Here is a 17,564-nt window from a genome sequence, read left to right as displayed (position 1 = left end):
TCAGGATCTATATTTCTTGCTTTCTGAATCCTTGCAATTTGTATTTTAGCGCTTGCAACTGAAATATTAGGATCTAATCCACTTCCGCTTGCTGTTACTAAATCAACTGGAATTTCTAACTTTTTTACACTTGGATTTTTAAGTAAAAAAGTATCAATTCGACCTTGCACTACGGCTAGATATTCTTCATTTGAAGCTCCTTTATTACTTGCTCCTGATCCAGCAGCATTATAGTCTACGGCTGATGGTCGTCCCCAGAAGTATTCGTCTTTCGTAAAGCTTTGTCCAATGTTAGCGTATCCTTTGGTTTGTTTATAAGACACGATTTCGCCTTTTCCATTATTAGGCGCTAATTGAGCAACTGCCCATACCGATAGTGGATAAATTACTGTGAAAAGCACCAGTAACACCAAGGTCATTCTTATTCCTTTTATTAAATTATCTTTCATAATTTCTATTTTTTTTATCCTCACTTTAACTCCTCTCAAAAAAGAGAGGAGCCGAGCTTAGAATATTTTTTTTTTAATTTTTTTGAAAAGTTCTGAACAGTAAAGTCTTTAGTCTTCACTTTTTGCTATTCACTCTTCACTCTTCACTCTTCACTATTTTTTATATAAACAATGCAACTACAATATCAATCAGTTTGATACCGATGAAGGGAACAATAATTCCACCGACACCAAAAAGTAAAAGGTTTCTTCTCAACAAAGCACTAGCTCCAATTGGTTTGTAACTCACTCCTTTTAAAGCCAGTGGAATTAAGAAAGGAATAATGATTGCGTTGAAGATTACAGCTGAAAGTATCGCACTTTCAGGGCTGTGTAAGTGCATTATGTTCAATCCTTGAAGCGCTGGAATAGCCGTAATAAATAAAGCTGGAATGATGGCGAAATATTTTGCAACATCATTGGCAATACTAAACGTGGTAAGCGTTCCGCGAGTCATTAATAACTGTTTTCCAATTTCTACGATTTCAATTAATTTAGTTGGATCATTGTCTAAATCAACCATATTTCCCGCTTCTTTAGCAGCTTGTGTTCCGCTATTCATGGCAACACCTACATCTGCTTGGGCAAGGGCAGGAGCATCATTGGTACCATCTCCCATCATAGCGACTAAACGACCCGCCATTTGCTCTTGCTTGATGTAGTTCATCTTATCTTCAGGTTTCGCTTCAGCAATAAAGTCATCAACCCCAGCTTTTTCAGCAATAAATTTGGCAGTCAAAGGATTATCGCCTGTAACCATTACGGTTTTAATCCCCATTTTACGAAGGCGTTCAAATCGTTCGAACATCCCTGTTTTAATGATATCTTGCAGTTCGATGACTCCAAGAGCTACCTCATTTTCAGAAACTACTAAAGGTGTTCCGCCATTTTCAGCAATTACTTTTACTTGGTCTAAAAGTTCGGTTGGAAAAGGATTTCCAGCATTTGTCACCATGTTTTTAATAGCATCAGTAGCTCCTTTTCTAATACGAGTTGAATCGAAATTGATTCCTGAACTTCTCGTTTCTGCTGTAAACTTGATAAATTGTGCGTTACTATTTTGAAAAGTCGAAGGATCTATTTTTGATAATTCAACAATTGATTTTCCTTCTGGTGTTTCATCCGAAATTGAACTTAAAAAAGCAGCTTTGATCAATTGAGCTTCTGAAATCCCTGGCGCTGGATAGAAATGTGTTGCTTTTCGGTTCCCAATTGTAATTGTTCCCGTTTTATCTAAAAGCAATACGTCAATATCTCCAGCAGTTTCAACCGCTCTACCACTTTTCGTGATTACATTTGCTCTCAAAGCTCTGTCCATTCCGGCAATTCCAATTGCTGATAAAAGTCCACCAATAGTTGTTGGAATCAGGCAAACGAATAATGCAATAAAAGAAGCAATTGTAATATTTACATTCGAATAATCTGCTAATGGTTTTAAAGTCACACAAACAATAATAAACACTAAAGTAAATCCAGCAAGTAAAATGGTCAAAGCGATTTCGTTTGGTGTTTTTTGGCGTGAAGCTCCTTCCACTAAAGCAATCATTTTATCTAAAAAACTTTCGCCTGGTTCGTTAGTAACTTCTACTACAATTCGGTCAGAGAGTACTTTTGTACCACCAGTAACGGAACTTTTGTCACCACCAGATTCTCTAATCACTGGAGCCGATTCACCTGTAATAGCACTTTCATCAATAGTTGCCAAACCTTCTACGATTTCTCCATCAGTTGGAATAATATCGCCGGCTTCGCACACAAATAAATCGCCTTTTTTAAGTTGGGAAGAAGATATTTTTTCACCACTTTTCAACGTTGCAGGCGTTTCTTCTCGTGTTTTTCGCAGACTGTCCGCTTGTGCTTTTCCTCTTGCTTCGGCAATTGCTTCTGCAAAATTAGCAAACAACAACGTCAACAATAAGACTAGGAATACCACAAAATTATATCCAAAGCTACCTTGTGAGGTTTCGCCAGTCAAGGTCCAAATGGAAACGATTAGCATTACAAACGTTCCAATTTCTACCGTAAACATTACCGGATTTCGAAACATCAGTTTCGGATTCAATTTCACAAAAGACTTTACCAATGCTTGTTGCATGATGTCTTTTTGAAATAAGGATTGATCTTTATTCATTTTAAATTCTTTTTAGTAAATGGTAAAATATTCAGCTATCGGTCCTAAGGCTAACACAGGGAAAAAGGCTAACGCGGCAATAATCACAATTACAGTCAAGGTTACTAAACCAAAAGTTGCTGTATCCGTTTTTAACGTTCCTTCTCCTTCCGGAATAAATTTCTTCTGTGCCAATAATCCAGCAATTGCTACAGGCCCTATAATAGGTAGAAAACGTGCTAAAATCAAAACGATTCCTGTTGAAACGTTCCACCAAACGGTATTGTCACCCAATCCTTCAAATCCACTACCATTATTTGCTGAGGCAGAAGTAAATTCGTAAAGCATCTCACTTAAGCCATGAAATCCTGGATTATTTAAGGTCGCAGTACCGTATTCTGGCATTGCGGCAGTTAGTGCAGTTCCAACTAATATTAAGAACGGGTGCATTAACGCGATAATCATGGCTATTTTCATTTCCCGAGCTTCGACTTTTTTACCAAAGAATTCGGGTGTCCTACCGACCATTAATCCACTAATGAAAACCGCCAGAATGATAAAGATGAAGAAGTTTAAAATTCCAACACCAACTCCGCCATAAAAGCTATTAATCATCATGGCAAGCAATTCGTTCATTCCTGAAAGGGGCATACTACTATCGTGCATTGAATTTACAGATCCCGTTGAAATCACGGTAGTAGCAATACTCCAATAACCTGTTGCAGCGGCACCTATTCGTGTTTCTTTTCCTTCCATCGCTCCAAGCGAAGTGTCAATTCCCATTTTTTCAATCATTGGGTTTCCACTCATTTCATTTACTACGTTAGGAATAGCTAAGGCAAAAAAGCCAATAGTCATTACCCCGAAAATCATCCAAGAAAACTTTTTTCTTTTAATGAAATATCCAAAAGCAAATATCATAGCAAAAGGAATAATCATTTGAGCCCACATCTCTAACATATTAGAGAAGTAAGTTGGATTCTCAAGCGGATGCGCGCCATTTGTACCAAAAAATCCACCACCATTTGTACCAATGTGTTTGATGGCAACAAATCCTGCTGCAGGTCCGGTAGAAACATTTTGAACATCACCTTGCAATGTCGTGATCGTATCTTTACCGTCAAATGTCATTGGAGTTCCTTGGAAAACCAAAAGAATAGCAACAACAAAAGAAAGGGGTAACAATATGCGAGTACAAGATTTCATGAAATAGGTGTAAAAGTTACCTAATTCTGTTGTAGTTTTATCTCGGAAAGCTCTAAACACAACAACTGCAGCTGCCATTCCCGTTGCTGCACTTACAAATTGCAGGAACATCAAATAAAATTGTCCTAGATATGTTATTCCCGTTTCGCCTGAATAATGTTGTAAGTTACAATTGACTACGAACGAGATCACGGTGTTAAAAGCTAAGTCCGCTGACATACTTGGATTTCCATCTGGATTTAATGGTAAACTTCCCATGGTCATCATGATAATCATTCCTAAGATAAACCATATTAAGTTTATGGTTAGTAAGGCTTTCAAGTGTTGTTTCCAGTTCATTTCTATAGCTGGATTAACGCCACTTAATTTGAAGAACATTTTCTCAAGTGGATTAAATATAAAATCCAGCCAAGTTTTCTCCATTCCGTAAACCTTGGAAATATATTTTCCTAACGGAATAGCCAGTGCTAAAGTGAGCAAGAACATGGCTACAATTCCTAATATTTCTGTATTCATTTTTTAGTATTAAGGGTTTGATTATTCTTTTTGTGCTAAAATTTTTCAGGTTTTAGTAATACATAACAGATGTAGATAAAAACTGCAATTGCGATAATAAATAATGCGGTCATAATTTTTTAGTTTTCTAGTAGGGTTCTTATGTAACCTTGTTTTGATTCTTTAGAAAAAAAATCCAAATGCTTCTTTAAACTGGCAGGATTTTCTTGAGTGATTAATTCAGTAAAGAATTCGTTTTCAATTGCATTTCGAGTGTAGTGATTTCCACTTTCATAAAGCAGGTTAATCACTCTGATAACTTCTTTGGCTGATTCAGCCTCATCTTCATCTGATGAATCCATCTTTTCAATACAAAACCTTGCAACACGTTTTAAAAGTGCGTACTGATTGATGGTCTCATCACTCGTGGGTGGAAAATCAGTCCAGTTTTTTGACTCGGGAATCCATTGCTGGATAGCCTCGTAAATTTTTGTTTTCATTGTTAAATGTTGTCAAAATAATTAATAGAGAGATAGAGCAACCAAAAGCAGAATAAACCGAGTGCAACGAGGATAATAGTTAGCATAGTAAATAAATTTAGATTAATGAAATTCAGAGTGTCACTTTTAAAATGATCTGCCTCAAACTCCTAGAGCATTGATTTGTTTGTTGTATTCTAATTTTAAATTTTGAGGAAAAAGGTTGGAAATGCTACAGTGACGCAGTTCCATAAAAGTGGAAACCGAAAAAACATAGACATTCGAAATCGCATTTTTAGTTTCGTTACTGCCGTTTAATAATAATTCGTCAGCAATTTGTAAACATTTTTTTGCCCGAATGATATTTCCAGAAATAATAAATGTCTTGGTAATTTCCGCCAACCGTTCGGCTTGTTTGTAAATGGTAGTTACTTGATTTTTCATTAGTATGAATTTTTATGTTCTCTTCCCTTGTGCCAAAATACGTTCCAATAAATATTAAATCATGTAAGGCGCTGTTAGCGTTGTACTTGTAAATTTTACTAAAAAAAAGACATAAAAAAAGCCTATCAAAATGATAGGCTTTTATTGAAATGATAGGCTTTTATTGAATGTTGTATTCTTCTAATTTTCGATATAAGGTTGCAATACCAATTTCGAGTAAACGAGCTGCTTCAGCTTTATTTCCTCTAGTATAATTCATTACTTTCTGGATATGCAGTTTTTCTATACTTTGCATAGAAAATGCGGATAAATTTTTAATATTTTTATCCGTTTGATGTTGCATTTCGTACGGTAGTAATTCTGGCGTCAAAAGATCGTTATTACATAAAATTACGGAGCGTTCGATTACGTTTTTTAATTCTCTAACATTTCCAGGCCATTGATAGACTTCTAATTTTTGCAAAAAATCTTTGTCAATTTGTAATTTTTGTCGATTCATTTTTTCAGCAAACTGACTTACGAAATAATGAGTCAATGGTTCAATATCTTTGATTCGTTCTCGTAAAGGTGGAATAGTAATCTCAAAAATATTTAATCTAAAATATAAATCTTGACGAAAGCGTTTTTCGTCACTTTCTGTTTTCAAATTTCTATTGGTAGCAGCAATCAAGCGGAAATTTGATTTTTTTGGTGTAGAATCTCCAACAGGAATGTATTCACTCGTTTCAAGAACACGAAGTAATTTAGCTTGTAAATCAATTGGCATTTCGCCAATTTCATCTAGAAATAAGGTTCCGCCATTAGCTTCTTCTATAAAACCTTTTTTATCTTTTATAGCGCCAGTAAATGACCCTTGTTTATGACCAAACAATTCACTTTCTAAAAGTTCTTTGCTAAAGGTGCTGCAATTTAAGGCCACAAATGATTTTCCTGCTCTAGTGCTGTTCTCATGAATCGCTTGCGCAAAAACCTCTTTACCAGTTCCGGTTTCTCCAGTTAAAAGTACGCTAGAATCTGTTTTAGCTACTTTTTTGGATAACTCGATAACTTGTTCCAACCCTTTTGATTTTCCAATAATTGCGTCAAAAGAATACTTTTTTGAAATTCGTTTTTCTAGCTGTTTAATTTTTTGCTGAAGAGTAACCTTCTCAATTGCTTTGTATAAAAGTGGAATTATTTTATCATTATCATCGCCTTTTACAATGTAATCAAAAGCACCATTTTTCATGGCTTGCACACCATCGGAGATTTTACCGTAGGCGGTTAACAAAATCACTTCTGTTAAGGGGAAACTAGCTTTAATTTTCTCGAGAAATTCAACGCCGTTGCCATCAGGGAGTTTTACGTCACAAAGGACAACATCAATTTCATTTTGTTCTAATTTCTTGAAACCAGATTTTAAATCTGCTGCTTCCAAAACTACAAAACCTTCTGACTTTACAATTCGAGCTAGAAGACCTCTTAACTTTTCTTCATCGTCGATTATTAGAATATTTCTCAATTCGATTACAATTTAATTTTTGTAAAATTAGATATTATTTTTTGATGGATAATGTATAATAAATATCAATTATTTACGCTGAAGTGATTTTGGATCTAATGATACATTAAAATATTGCTACTCCACATTTTTTTGTGATAATCTGGTTTTAGTCCAGTCAAGGTAACTTCAATAAATATACAAACCAGTGTTAATAAATAAAGTTAAGTATGTTAATTACGAAGTAATACGTACAAAAAAAGCTCAATTCGTATTGAATTGAGCTTTTTATTTTGTGACCCTTACTGCGCAATTTACAAACCATTTTATGCAAGATTTGAAGAAATTAGCGATGTGGAATCCTTTACAGTAAGTATAAATCTGTTTCTAGTTTTAAGTAAATTTATGCCAATTTTTTTAGACATTCCATTTCATAATTTGGATAGGGAAGAGGTGTTTTCATGAATTAGAGAAAGAGGTATTGAAAAATTATACTGTTCTACAATAGTTAGAAATCAATTTCCGAGTGATAAATTTTAAGTTAAACATTTTCTTGAAGTTTTCTTTGTCATCGATGTTAGTTCGTAATTGTATTCGTAATAAAATTTGAAGGAGTCACTTGTGCCAAATCCCACATGTAAGGTATTTTTTGATAAATTAAAAAAAAAATACGAGACTAATAATCTTTAGTAATTAATAAATATAAGTATATTAAAGTATACTTTTTGCTCTATTTTTACTATATTTGTATATTAAAATAGATATAATATGTTAGGTTCAATTAATATTAAAGATGTAAAACTTAAAATAGGTGATTGGTGTAAACAGAAAAGACTTCTGTTTGGATTGTCTCAGTATGAATTAGCACAAGTTTTAGATATGTCACGACTTACAATAAGAAAATTAGAAGAGGGAAAGAACGTTACTCTTGATACTCTATTAAAGGTAGTAAATCATTTTGATATGCTGGACAATGTTTATAAAATTATTGATACAGATATTTCTAGTAATAATATTAATTCTTTATATTAGATTATGGCAGCTAACGGACTCATAGATGTTTTTGCCTTTGGTGTTGAAATAGGTAAACTAGGTTATAATGCAGATGAAAAGAGAAGCTTTTTCCAATATAACCCAGCTTTTTTAGATTCTGGACAATACACCAGAATGTTTCCTTATATTTTTAAAAGAAATAAGTTACCCCAAATATTTACTCAATTTAATGGTAATACCTTTCGTGGACTTCCACCTATGATTGCCGATTCGCTTCCTGACATGTTTGGAAATATAATTTTTAAGGAATGGTTTGAAGCTAAGTCGATGTCCTTTGATAAAATTAGCCCATTAGAACAGCTTAGTTATGTCGCGAACCGTGGTATGGGAGCCTTGGAATACAGACCTATTGCGCATATTCCAAAAACCGAAAATGTGAATTTTGATGAAATAGTTGAGATTTTACAAAAAGTACTTGACATAAAGAAAGATACTTCTGCAGAAAAACTGAGTGATTTGGCACTTTTAAATATTTTCAAGATTGGGACGTCTGCAGGTGGTGCGAGACCCAAAATATTGGTCTCAGAACATAAGCAGACACATGTTATAATCCCAGGTGATATCGAATATTCCCAGGACTATAATCATTATCTTGTAAAATTGTTTATAAATGGGACTGAAGGATACAATAGAGAAAAAGTAGAATATGTCTATCATTTGCTGGCTAAATTAGCAGGAATTGAGATGATGGACTGCAAGCTTATTGATGAAAAGCATTTTGCTACACTTCGTTATGACAGACAGCATGGTGAAAAACAGCATGTATTGACTGCTTCAGGACTTACGGGATGGGATTACAGCAGACCGGAAGATTCATCATATGAAAAGTTATTTGAGCTTGCATTTGATTTGAAAGTTCCTCATAAAGATATCAGGGAATTATACCGCAGAATGATTTTTAATATTGTGTTTGCTAATACAGATGATCATTTAAAGAATCACAGTTATGTGTATGACAGAGGGAAAGATATTTGGAATCTAGCTCCTGCCTATGATGTAACATATCCTATAGATGCGTTGCATAAATTCTTAAATACTCCAAGGGCTTTATCAATAAATGGAAAACGTATCAATATAACAATTGAAGATGTATTGCCAATAGCTGAGAGTATGGCTATTAAAAATCCTATTAAAATCGTTAAGGAAGTACAAAAGGTTATTTTGCAATGGGAGCAAATTGCAAAGGAATTTGAAATTCCAGAGGAAGTTTTAATATTGATAGGTAAAGATTTTGTTACTTTAATTCCCTAGAATTTATGAAAGACTTGGTTTAGAAAATTAAAATTAAGTACTGATTCATCTTATTTGATAATAAAATTATGCTTGAAATCTATCCATTCGAGCAACTACATATTGTTTAGTTCAATAAGATTGGATATGCAAATAAAACCTGCAGTATAAGTTAAGCTACATTTTTGTAATTAATTTGATTGTTAAATTCTTCAATAGTTGCATAATTCAAAGCAGAGTGTCTCCTTTTTCTGTTGTACCAAATTTCAATGTATTCAAAGATTTCTAGTTTCATTTGTTCTTTAGAAATCAGTTTGTTCCCATAAATCAATTCCGTTTTCAAAGATTTGAAGAAGCTTTCCGCCACAGCATTATCCCAGCAATTTCCTTTACGACTCATACTGCGGGTTATTTTTTTATAGGAATCAAGAACATTTACAAACTTTTTACTAGCATATTGGACACCTCGGTCAGAATGAAAAATCAAACCTTCATCGATATCTCGGTTTTTAACCGCCATTTTCCATGCTCCAAGCGTAGTTTCTTCTGTACTCATTGCGTCACTCAAACTCCAACCAATAATTTTTCTGTCGTATAAATCCATAATAGTGGTCAGGTATACAAACCCCTCTTTAGTTTGGATATAAGTAATATCCGAAACCCAAACTTTTGAAGGCATTTTTACAATAAACTCTCTATTTAATACATTTTCGACAACTAAATAATTATGATTTGAGTTGGTTGTAACTTTGAACTTTTTGCTTAATTTGCTTCTTAAGCCAAGTTCCTTCATATATTTTGCAACTGTAATTCGTGAAACTTTATAACCTAAATACCGTAATTCCAATGTTATTCTAGGACTTCCATATCTTTGTTTCGCTGCAAAATAAATCAATGTTATCTGTTCTTTTATGATAATTTTTAGTTGTCGTCTTGCTGTAATTACTTGTTTCTTCCATCGGTAATAACTTCCACTACTCACTTGTAGAACTTTGCACATTTTTTCAATCGGAAATACTTGTTCATTGTTTTTAATGAAACTATAAATCATCGACCGCTCTTGGAAAAAATGCCGATTGCTTTTTTTAATATATCACGTTCTAACTCGGCATCTTTGAGTCTTTTCTCCAGTTCGTGGATTTTTTCTTGCTCGGGAGTGAGTTTTAAATTTCCTTTCCCAGGAAAACTTCCTTCTCCAAACTCCTCGTACTCTTTGCGCCATTTATACAACTGTGGAGCTGTGACTCCTAACTCTCTGGCGAGTTCCGATACATTTGTTCTCTCATAACTCAATTGAACGGCTTTTTCTTTAAAAGCTTTGTCATAAATTTTGCGGACTTCTTTCATAGGCTAAAATTAAGATTATTTCTTAACTTTATGTGATGGCTAAGTTAGCATGTCCAACCGACTTTGTAAAAGCAATGGACGGTGGCATAGACGAAACAACAGTGGAACCTCTTTATTTACGTCCTTCCGGATTACTTGTACGTCCGGGAAATCCAAAAAACATCAAAGATTTTGATGATATTGAACGCGCAGGCCTCAAAATAATGGTCGTGAACGGTGCTGGGCAAACAGGCCTTTGGGAAGGGATGGCAGGAAAACAAGGATGTATCAAAACTGTAAAAGCGGTACGCAAGAATATCGTCAATTTTGCGTCAAATAGCGGCGAAGCGAAACAATACTGGATTGATCACCCGGAAGTTGATGTTTGGATTATCTGGAATATTTGGCAGGTCTCTAATCCCAATATAGCAGATTTTGTTCCTGTCTCTAAAAAATACGTTCTATACCGTGACGCTGGAGTAGCTTTAACAAAAACCGGGAGCCAGAAAGAAGATTCAAAAGAATTTTATAAATTTCTGATGAGTAAAGAAGCATCTCCAATATTTAAAAAATGGGGGTGGATCACTAAATAGTTTTATTGAACTATCTGTGATATCTTATAAAATGATACGCTTACGTAAAACGCTGTTCAAAATTAAACAGAAGAAATACTTTATTTACGATCAATTCCCTGACAATTCAGTAAATCTTTGAAAAATAATTTTTAAGGTAAGATCTTCATTAATGCTTTTAAAACTTTTATAATCTCAGTAAAGGAACTGCTGTGTCAATCTAATCTCTTATTCAAACTTTTATAGTTTCCCGTTTTTTGGTAAGCTGCCGACTTTCTATTGATATTAAAAATAAAGTTTATTAATTTATATTTAACACTTTTAGATATGTAAAACCTACCGTACTTTATAACTTTACGGACTTAAGTTTATCATATTTAAATGAAACCATCTATAAAACTCATCAGTAATTACGAATATAAGAAATTATTTCTGCCAGAGGTATCTACTCATGATCTTTTCAATGAATCTAAGCTTCAAGTTTATCGTATTGAAAATTATCTTACCAGTATCGTTATTCCAGTTAACCCTTATAGAACCTCATTTAATTTCTTAATTTTTGTAACTAAGGGCTTTGTAAAACAACAGCTGGAAACCTCAGTTTTTGATATAAAAGCGAATGAGGCATTGAATATTAAACAAGGAAATTTTACTGCGACATTAGAACTTTCAAACGATGTTGAAGGTTTTTTTGTCGTATATGAAAATGAAATTATTACTGATATTGCTTTGAATAAAAATGACTTAAGTTTTTTTTATACTTCGCCATTTTTGATTTTGAATGCAGTAACTTTTGATTGGATTGTACGCGCTTTCCTATTATTAGAGGAGGAATTGTTTACCACAGATCGAGTTATGGAAATTTGCGTGGCCTTATTTCAATCTATTTTATTAAAGATAATTCGCTTGGAAAATAAAGGAAACGAAGTGCTTTCTCGTGCTCGTTATATCTCTTTTCACTTTAGAGAACAAGTGCAAAGAGACCATGTTAACCATAAAACTATTTCTTATTATTCTAACCTACTAAAAATATCAGATAATTATTTGAATAAATGTGTAAAAGACGCTACCGGAAAACCACCTAAACAATGGATCAACGAAATTAGCATCTTGCACAGTCAGATATTGTTACAAGATAATTCGAGAGATGTAGCAGGTATTGCGTTTGAATTAAACTATCAATCACCGTCCTATTTTTCGCGTTTATTTAAAAAAGTAACGGGCTATTCGCCTTCTGAATATCGCCTTCAGCTTGCAAAATAACCCCTTACACCAATACTAAAATTCTAAAGCGTTTTTCCGAAAGGATTGTTCCAAACGACATCTATTGCCAAATAATTGACACCAGTTTTTTTATTTTTTCCAATTAAATTGTACATATAACCAAAGTCAAACGTAAAAGGAATTTCATGTGGAGTCAACTGATAATACACTCCAAATCGACTTTCTTTATAACTAAATTTAGTCCATTCGTTTATTGGACGATTTTCTTTGCTTATGGCAAATAAAGCTTCGGCGCTACCAATAATATGATGCAATTTTTCGGTTCCCAAATCGATATTTACTTGCGTTTTCAAGCGCGTTCTAAACTGATAATCTTCGCCACTTTTGGTGAAATCAGGGTTAAAGAATTTTCTATATTCTTGTCTGAAGGTATTTTTCCATTTTACGGCACCAATTTCTGTAAGATAGGTATAACGTCCGTAGAGTCTAAATTCTTGTTCAATTGCCGGATCAGCATGTTCGTATGGAGCTGCAGATTCATATAGATCGGAGCGTCTGTAACTTATGGCATACGAGTATTGCCAATGCTTGGTATAGTGATTAGAAAACTCTTGATTCAATACTAAAATTCCCATTTTATTAAACGGATTGGTATCGTCGGGAGAGCTTTTTCTCCCAATTCCTATATACGTGGTCGATTCTTTCTTATGGACAGTATCTAATGCTTGTTTGACACCGAAGGCAAACCAAGAAGCGGTTTTTCCTTTTCCCAGACCTGGAGGGCTCAATTGCGCATAAGAAGTCGAAAGAACTATCGTAAAAAGAACTGCTGTTAGAACTACTTTTTTAGTGTTGAAGTAATTTGGCATGATTTCTAAGTGTTAAAATTTATAACTTAAACCGGCTTTTACAGCAAGTGGTGTACCTGGAGTATAACACAAATCAGATACGGAAGTAGTTTCATTTCGAAGTCTAGTTTCTGTTTCAAATTGGGCTTCATTCCATTTTGTATCAAGTAAATTGAGGACTTGTATATTAAATTCCCAACTTCTTTTTCCGTAGGCTAATACAAGGTCGTTTACAAAATAACCTCTTGTTTTTACCGAATTGTCTTCTGTAGCTGGTTTTGAATCCATATAGCGGTATCTAAGGTTTGCAGAAAATCCCGATGGAAATTTTATAGCTACGCCGCCTGTACTGGTTAAGGCGGGTACTAAAGGAATATAATCTTCACCTTTTGGCTCGTCAATGGCACGGGCATGTGCATAATTAATGTCTCCATCAATATACAACCAAGGTAAAGGTTGGTAGCGCAAGCTTAAATCGGCACCCAATCGACGTGTTTTACCTGATGGTTCAACAACGGCTTCATCGCCCACATATACAAATTCTTGTTTTAAAAACATGTACCATAAAGCGGGTTGTATAATCATATTTTTGACAGGGCGAATAATTACCCCTAAATCGCTACCGATAGAGTAAGGTAAAATGTCTTTTCCGTTTTGTGCAACGACCACTCGAACATCATTAGAGTGGAAACCCATACCTGATTTCAAATACCACTGTAAATTACTATTTTGAGTATATGAAATGTTCAATTTTGGACTCACTCGTGTCGCAGTCGCATCTTTTCCTGAAGGAAGACTATTCAAGCGGTCATGAAGATCGAAAACAAAATGATCGACACGAACTGCTGGATTTATGGTCCATTGACCAATTTTCCAATCGATTGTAGTAAAAGCATGAACATTAATTTCTGTTGCGGTCGCATCAGAAAGTCTGTTCAACAATAAATCGCGATGATAGACATGGCTCAATTGCAAATCCTTGATGTCGTCAAGACGCAAACCAGCGCCTGATGTCCATGTAATTTTGCTATTGTTTAAATCATAACGATGGATGTATTTATTGTCAAATCCATAAATACTTCGATTGTCAGTTTGCTCAATTTCATCACCATATACGGGGTCATTTAAGAAAAAAGTAAAGTTGGAAAATAAATTAAATTTATATCTAGAATAGAACAAATTACTAGAAAATTCTTCGTTTTCAGTGATAAGATTTCTGTAGTTTACAGCAAGATTAGTTCTAGAGGTGTTTCCACCTTCTGTAGGATCAATAGATCCCCACCGGTCTATTAGTCCTTGTTCCACCGCTCGCTCTGGAATTTGGCCAGAGGCATTCCAGCCAGAACTAAATGTAGAACCTAAAATGGATATGTGTTGTTTTTTGTCTATCCATTGACTGAATTTGGCTAGTATATTAATGCGATTGAAATTCTGTTTTACATCAAATGGACCATCCGAATAATTAAATTCACTTGCCACATAAAAGTTCTTGTCTTGTACATTTTTGTTTAAAAGATTGATCATGGTTACCGCACGCATGGTGTTGAAAGATCCGCCTTCAATTTTAAAAAGATTATTTTCGAGTTTATCAAATGTGGTAAAATTAACATACCCCGAAGTATTAAAATCACCCTTATCAGCATAATAGGCTCCTTTACCAAAATCAATATCTTTTATGGTTTCGGGAATAAGAAAATGTAAATCAGCATAACCTTGTCCGTGCGCATGAGAAACGATATTTACCGGAATACCGTCGGCAGTTACGCTAATATCGGTACCGTGATCATTATCAAAACCGCGTAAAAATATTTGCTCGGCTTTACCACCTCCTGCATGTTGAGCAATAAAAAGTCCCGGAACCTTGCGCAAAAGATCTTGTGCAGAGTTTACGGGAGCCTTTTTTAAATCTACTTGCATCACTTGTTTTCTAAATTCAGCATGATTGATAATTATTTTACTAAGATGAACAGTATCCACTTCTGTTTTCTTTAAATCTTGTGTAAATCCGTTGAGCGATGAGAGTAAAATTGTTCCAAGTGCTAACAGTTTGAATGTAATTTTCATTATTTTATTTTTAAACGCAGACAAACGAAATATTGTCGTAATTTCAATTCAATTTTCCAACAATAATAGAGAAGCTTGAATTTAAAACACAACAGTAGTATAGTTGTAATGCTAAAAGTTATTCATTGGTAAGCGGTTGTGTTTTTGACTCAAAACTCGCCACTATTTTTTTTAATGGAACAACGACCCACATTGATAATACAAAAGGGAAAGTCAAGGTAATCCAACCATTGTGCATCATAAAAATATCAAAATAAGTTGCAATTAAAACTGATAATAACACGTAAAATCCATCACGAGGTTTGGCCCCACTAAGCGCAATTCCACATAAAACAGCGTTGAAGCTAAACATTCCATCGTCAATTAATCTTTCAGAATTATGACCATAGTGTGCTATTGCACCAGCAAATATAGCCGCAACAAATCCGTATAAGGCCGCAGTAGGATTATTAAGAAAAACACCTACAAAAAATAGTAATCCTGCAACGATTGTGCCTTTAAAAATGATCTCGCTATACGCATGTGCTGCGACATTAAAATCTTGCAATTCCATCATTTCTTCTACTGCTTCTATTTTATTATGAGCGGCTAAGCTGAAATGATCCATGACCAAAATAGCAATAACTGTCACTACGATAAACGGAAATGTAAAAAACGGAATCTTTTTTCGAATGGAGAATTCCATCAATAAAGTGGATACCATCGATCCTAGAATAATACAAGCCCATATCAGTAAACTCGACTCGAAGAAAAATATAAGTCCTACACCAATAAGAGTTGCATTAAAGCCATACAAGCCCGCTTTTATATTAGCATCTTCAAATTTTAAAACTTTAGCTGTCGCCGTACCAATAATTGTACTCGCTAAGGCGGCAACTCCCATAAGGATTGAGTCGTATGAGATCGCTATTAGAAACAGTAAGCCGGTCCATGCACTATCTTGAAGCATGATTTGTCCAATGCCTTTGAGTACTGTTTGTACTATTGTTTTTATTTCTTTCATTAATTTAGATTTTAAAAGTAAAAATTATTTTGATTTACCATCCTAAAAAGACCATGCCTATTCCACACAAAGTGACTACGGCACCACTTATCGCAGGCGTGTAGCGTTCGAGTTTCTCTGTTTTCACAAAAGAGTAACCATATATGCCTAATAACACCATACCAAGCATTGTTACCACTGTACTGATCGTAAAAATACTGACTAGCGTTACAATTTCGGTCATAGAACGGTTTAGTCCAGAATAGAACAACAAAGGTATAAGTGGTTCGCTTGGACCCATTACAAAAATGGCAAACAGTACCAAAGGCGTAACCTTAATTCGGTCTTTGGGCATAATAATATCGCCATGTTTGTGTTCATATACATAAACGTCCTCACCCATTACATCAAAATGCTTGTGCGCTTTGTTCTTATAGGCTAACCAAAGTCCATATAGTAGATAAATGGTTCCAAAGAGTAGCAATGCCCAACTGGCAACATTTCCACGGAAATCTTGAAAGAATGTGATTTTATTGAGCTGCCATCCTAAGAAAACACCAATTGAACCAAGAAATACAGAACTTAAAATATGACCAAGACCGCATACAATTGTTAGCATAATTGTCTTGGTTATACTCCATTTGCGAGAACGTGATAAAACAATAAATGGCAAATAATGGTCAGGCCCAGAGGCGGTGTGAAAAAAACTAATACTGATGGCTGTGATTGCCAATGCAAATAAGGTTGTTGTCATTAGTTCATTAATTAGATATAGCAACTGCTTTCTCCCAAAGAGATTCCTCTACTTTTTTGAAGAAATTAAACATTTGTTCCCCACCGTTTCCTAAAATCCTGATTACAAATCCATCAGTTTGAATTTCGCTAATACCATAAGTAACATCTGTTAAATTTTCCAATTCTTTATAGAAGTGCTCCACTAATTCAGTTACATTTTCGTTTTTTGTATTCAGGTAGGTCAAGGTTCCTTGATGCGTAAAACCTTCTAAAAGTCCTAAAGAATGTAAAGGCATCAACTCTGGTTTTAAAAGCACATTATCCTTCAATATAAGTCGGTCATGATGATATACTTCAAGTAAATTTTGAAAATGCGCGTATTGAAAAGTCTCACCGTAATGTTTACGACCGCAGGTAATGATCTCGCTTATGGTAAGTTCGCAATCATCTGCAATAGTGATAGTATTGACACTTTTAAAATTTGAATCTTCATGAGGAACTACAGGATGTGGTACGTAAGAAAAAGAACTACTTTTGCCCATATTCACCACCATGGTTTGCGAAGCACTGCCTTCCATATTAAACAACCTTTGATAGGATTGTGATTGCAGTTGTAAACGCGCATTTTTTTCAATAGTAACATCAATTTCATAAACGTCACCACTCAAAATACCAGGTGATGTACTGGTAATCATTAAATAAGCGGCACCATCACTTTTATATTGCCCAACGGGTGTTATTCTAAAAGGTTGAGTGACATAGGCATCCCTTAAAAAGGACTTTCCCTCTCTTTCTTCCACTTTTATTTTTAAGCTGCTTACCATTTTT

General features: G+C 34.5%; 17 protein-coding genes. 4 read left to right on the top strand and 13 right to left on the bottom strand.

All coding sequences use genetic code 11. The annotated features are described in order from the left end of the window. From BC961_RS13235 to BC961_RS13205, 7 genes are all read right to left on the bottom strand, one after another. A partial coding sequence (locus BC961_RS13235) for a potassium-transporting ATPase subunit C (RefSeq protein ID WP_121926326.1) occupies positions 1 to 449 on the bottom strand: 449 nt, incomplete at its 3' end. Positions 450 to 609: 160 nt separating this feature from the next. Continuing rightward, positions 610 to 2,619 (bottom strand): potassium-transporting ATPase subunit KdpB, encoded by a 2,010-nt coding sequence (gene kdpB / locus BC961_RS13230; RefSeq protein ID WP_121926325.1) that lies wholly within the window; start codon positions 2,617 to 2,619, stop codon positions 610 to 612. A 12-nt stretch (positions 2,620 to 2,631) separates the two neighbouring features. Further along, positions 2,632 to 4,320 carry a potassium-transporting ATPase subunit KdpA gene (gene kdpA / locus BC961_RS13225; protein WP_121926324.1) on the bottom strand — a complete coding sequence of 563 codons (1,689 nt, stop codon included), beginning with the start codon at positions 4,318 to 4,320 and terminating at the stop codon, positions 2,632 to 2,634. 35 nt (positions 4,321 to 4,355) lie between these two features. Then, positions 4,356 to 4,433 (bottom strand): K(+)-transporting ATPase subunit F, encoded by a 78-nt coding sequence (kdpF, locus tag BC961_RS13220; RefSeq protein ID WP_072992107.1) that lies wholly within the window; start codon positions 4,431 to 4,433, stop codon positions 4,356 to 4,358. A gap of 6 nt (positions 4,434 to 4,439) precedes the next feature. Beyond that, positions 4,440 to 4,799 carry a DUF7674 family protein gene (locus tag BC961_RS13215; protein ID WP_121926323.1) on the bottom strand — a complete coding sequence of 120 codons (360 nt, stop codon included), beginning with the start codon at positions 4,797 to 4,799 and terminating at the stop codon, positions 4,440 to 4,442. 141 nt (positions 4,800 to 4,940) lie between these two features. Beyond that, positions 4,941 to 5,222, bottom strand: coding sequence for a DUF7674 family protein (locus BC961_RS13210; protein ID WP_121926322.1), 282 nt, complete (start codon positions 5,220 to 5,222; stop codon positions 4,941 to 4,943). 160 nt (positions 5,223 to 5,382) lie between these two features. Beyond that, positions 5,383 to 6,723, bottom strand: coding sequence for a sigma-54-dependent transcriptional regulator (locus BC961_RS13205; protein ID WP_121926321.1), 1,341 nt, complete (start codon positions 6,721 to 6,723; stop codon positions 5,383 to 5,385). Positions 6,724 to 7,470: 747 nt separating this feature from the next. Here BC961_RS13205 and BC961_RS13200 point away from each other — a divergent pair. Then, positions 7,471 to 7,734 carry a helix-turn-helix domain-containing protein gene (locus BC961_RS13200; protein ID WP_121926320.1) on the top strand — a complete coding sequence of 88 codons (264 nt, stop codon included), beginning with the start codon at positions 7,471 to 7,473 and terminating at the stop codon, positions 7,732 to 7,734. A 3-nt stretch (positions 7,735 to 7,737) separates the two neighbouring features. Next, positions 7,738 to 9,006, top strand: coding sequence for a type II toxin-antitoxin system HipA family toxin (locus BC961_RS13195; RefSeq protein ID WP_121926319.1), 1,269 nt, complete (start codon positions 7,738 to 7,740; stop codon positions 9,004 to 9,006). 151 nt (positions 9,007 to 9,157) lie between these two features. On the opposite strand, the gene BC961_RS13190 is transcribed toward BC961_RS13195, so the two are convergent. After that, a protein-coding gene (locus BC961_RS13190) for an IS3 family transposase (protein ID WP_245980940.1) occupies positions 9,158 to 10,332 on the bottom strand; the annotation gives its coding sequence in 2 pieces (ribosomal slippage) (positions 9,158 to 10,065 and positions 10,065 to 10,332; 1,176 coding nt in all). Positions 10,333 to 10,367: 35 nt separating this feature from the next. On the opposite strand from BC961_RS13190, the gene BC961_RS13185 reads away from it, so the two are divergent. Together BC961_RS13185 and BC961_RS13180 are read left to right on the top strand one after the other, a co-directional pair. Next, on the top strand, positions 10,368 to 10,904 hold the full coding sequence (locus tag BC961_RS13185; RefSeq protein ID WP_121926318.1) for a substrate-binding domain-containing protein: 537 nt from the start codon (positions 10,368 to 10,370) through the stop codon (positions 10,902 to 10,904). A gap of 360 nt (positions 10,905 to 11,264) precedes the next feature. Beyond that, on the top strand, positions 11,265 to 12,146 hold the full coding sequence (locus tag BC961_RS13180; protein WP_121926317.1) for a helix-turn-helix domain-containing protein: 882 nt from the start codon (positions 11,265 to 11,267) through the stop codon (positions 12,144 to 12,146). Between the two features lie 23 nt (positions 12,147 to 12,169). On the opposite strand, the gene BC961_RS13175 is transcribed toward BC961_RS13180, so the two are convergent. The 5 genes from BC961_RS13175 to BC961_RS13155 all read right to left on the bottom strand — a co-directional run bounded on the left by BC961_RS13175 (position 12,170) and on the right by BC961_RS13155 (position 17,560). Next, positions 12,170 to 12,976: a DUF2490 domain-containing protein gene (locus BC961_RS13175; protein WP_121926316.1), complete on the bottom strand. Its 807-nt coding sequence runs from the start codon at positions 12,974 to 12,976 to the stop codon at positions 12,170 to 12,172. A gap of 12 nt (positions 12,977 to 12,988) precedes the next feature. Beyond that, on the bottom strand, positions 12,989 to 15,019 hold the full coding sequence (locus tag BC961_RS13170; protein WP_121926315.1) for a TonB-dependent receptor: 2,031 nt from the start codon (positions 15,017 to 15,019) through the stop codon (positions 12,989 to 12,991). A gap of 118 nt (positions 15,020 to 15,137) precedes the next feature. Then, positions 15,138 to 16,022, bottom strand: a complete 885-nt coding sequence (locus tag BC961_RS13165; protein ID WP_121926314.1) for an urea transporter — start codon at positions 16,020 to 16,022, stop codon at positions 15,138 to 15,140. 34 nt (positions 16,023 to 16,056) lie between these two features. Next, positions 16,057 to 16,620 (bottom strand): hypothetical protein, encoded by a 564-nt coding sequence (locus BC961_RS13160; RefSeq protein ID WP_245980938.1) that lies wholly within the window; start codon positions 16,618 to 16,620, stop codon positions 16,057 to 16,059. A 142-nt stretch (positions 16,621 to 16,762) separates the two neighbouring features. Beyond that, entirely contained in the window at positions 16,763 to 17,560 is a 798-nt protein-coding gene (locus tag BC961_RS13155) for an urease accessory protein UreD (RefSeq protein WP_121926313.1), read from the bottom strand. Between the last annotated feature and the right edge of the window lie 4 nt (positions 17,561 to 17,564).

Source organism: Flavobacterium weaverense, from assembly GCF_003688495.1.
GTDB lineage: Bacteria > Bacteroidota > Bacteroidia > Flavobacteriales > Flavobacteriaceae > Flavobacterium > Flavobacterium weaverense.
This window is presented reverse-complemented; position numbering and strand designations above follow the sequence as displayed.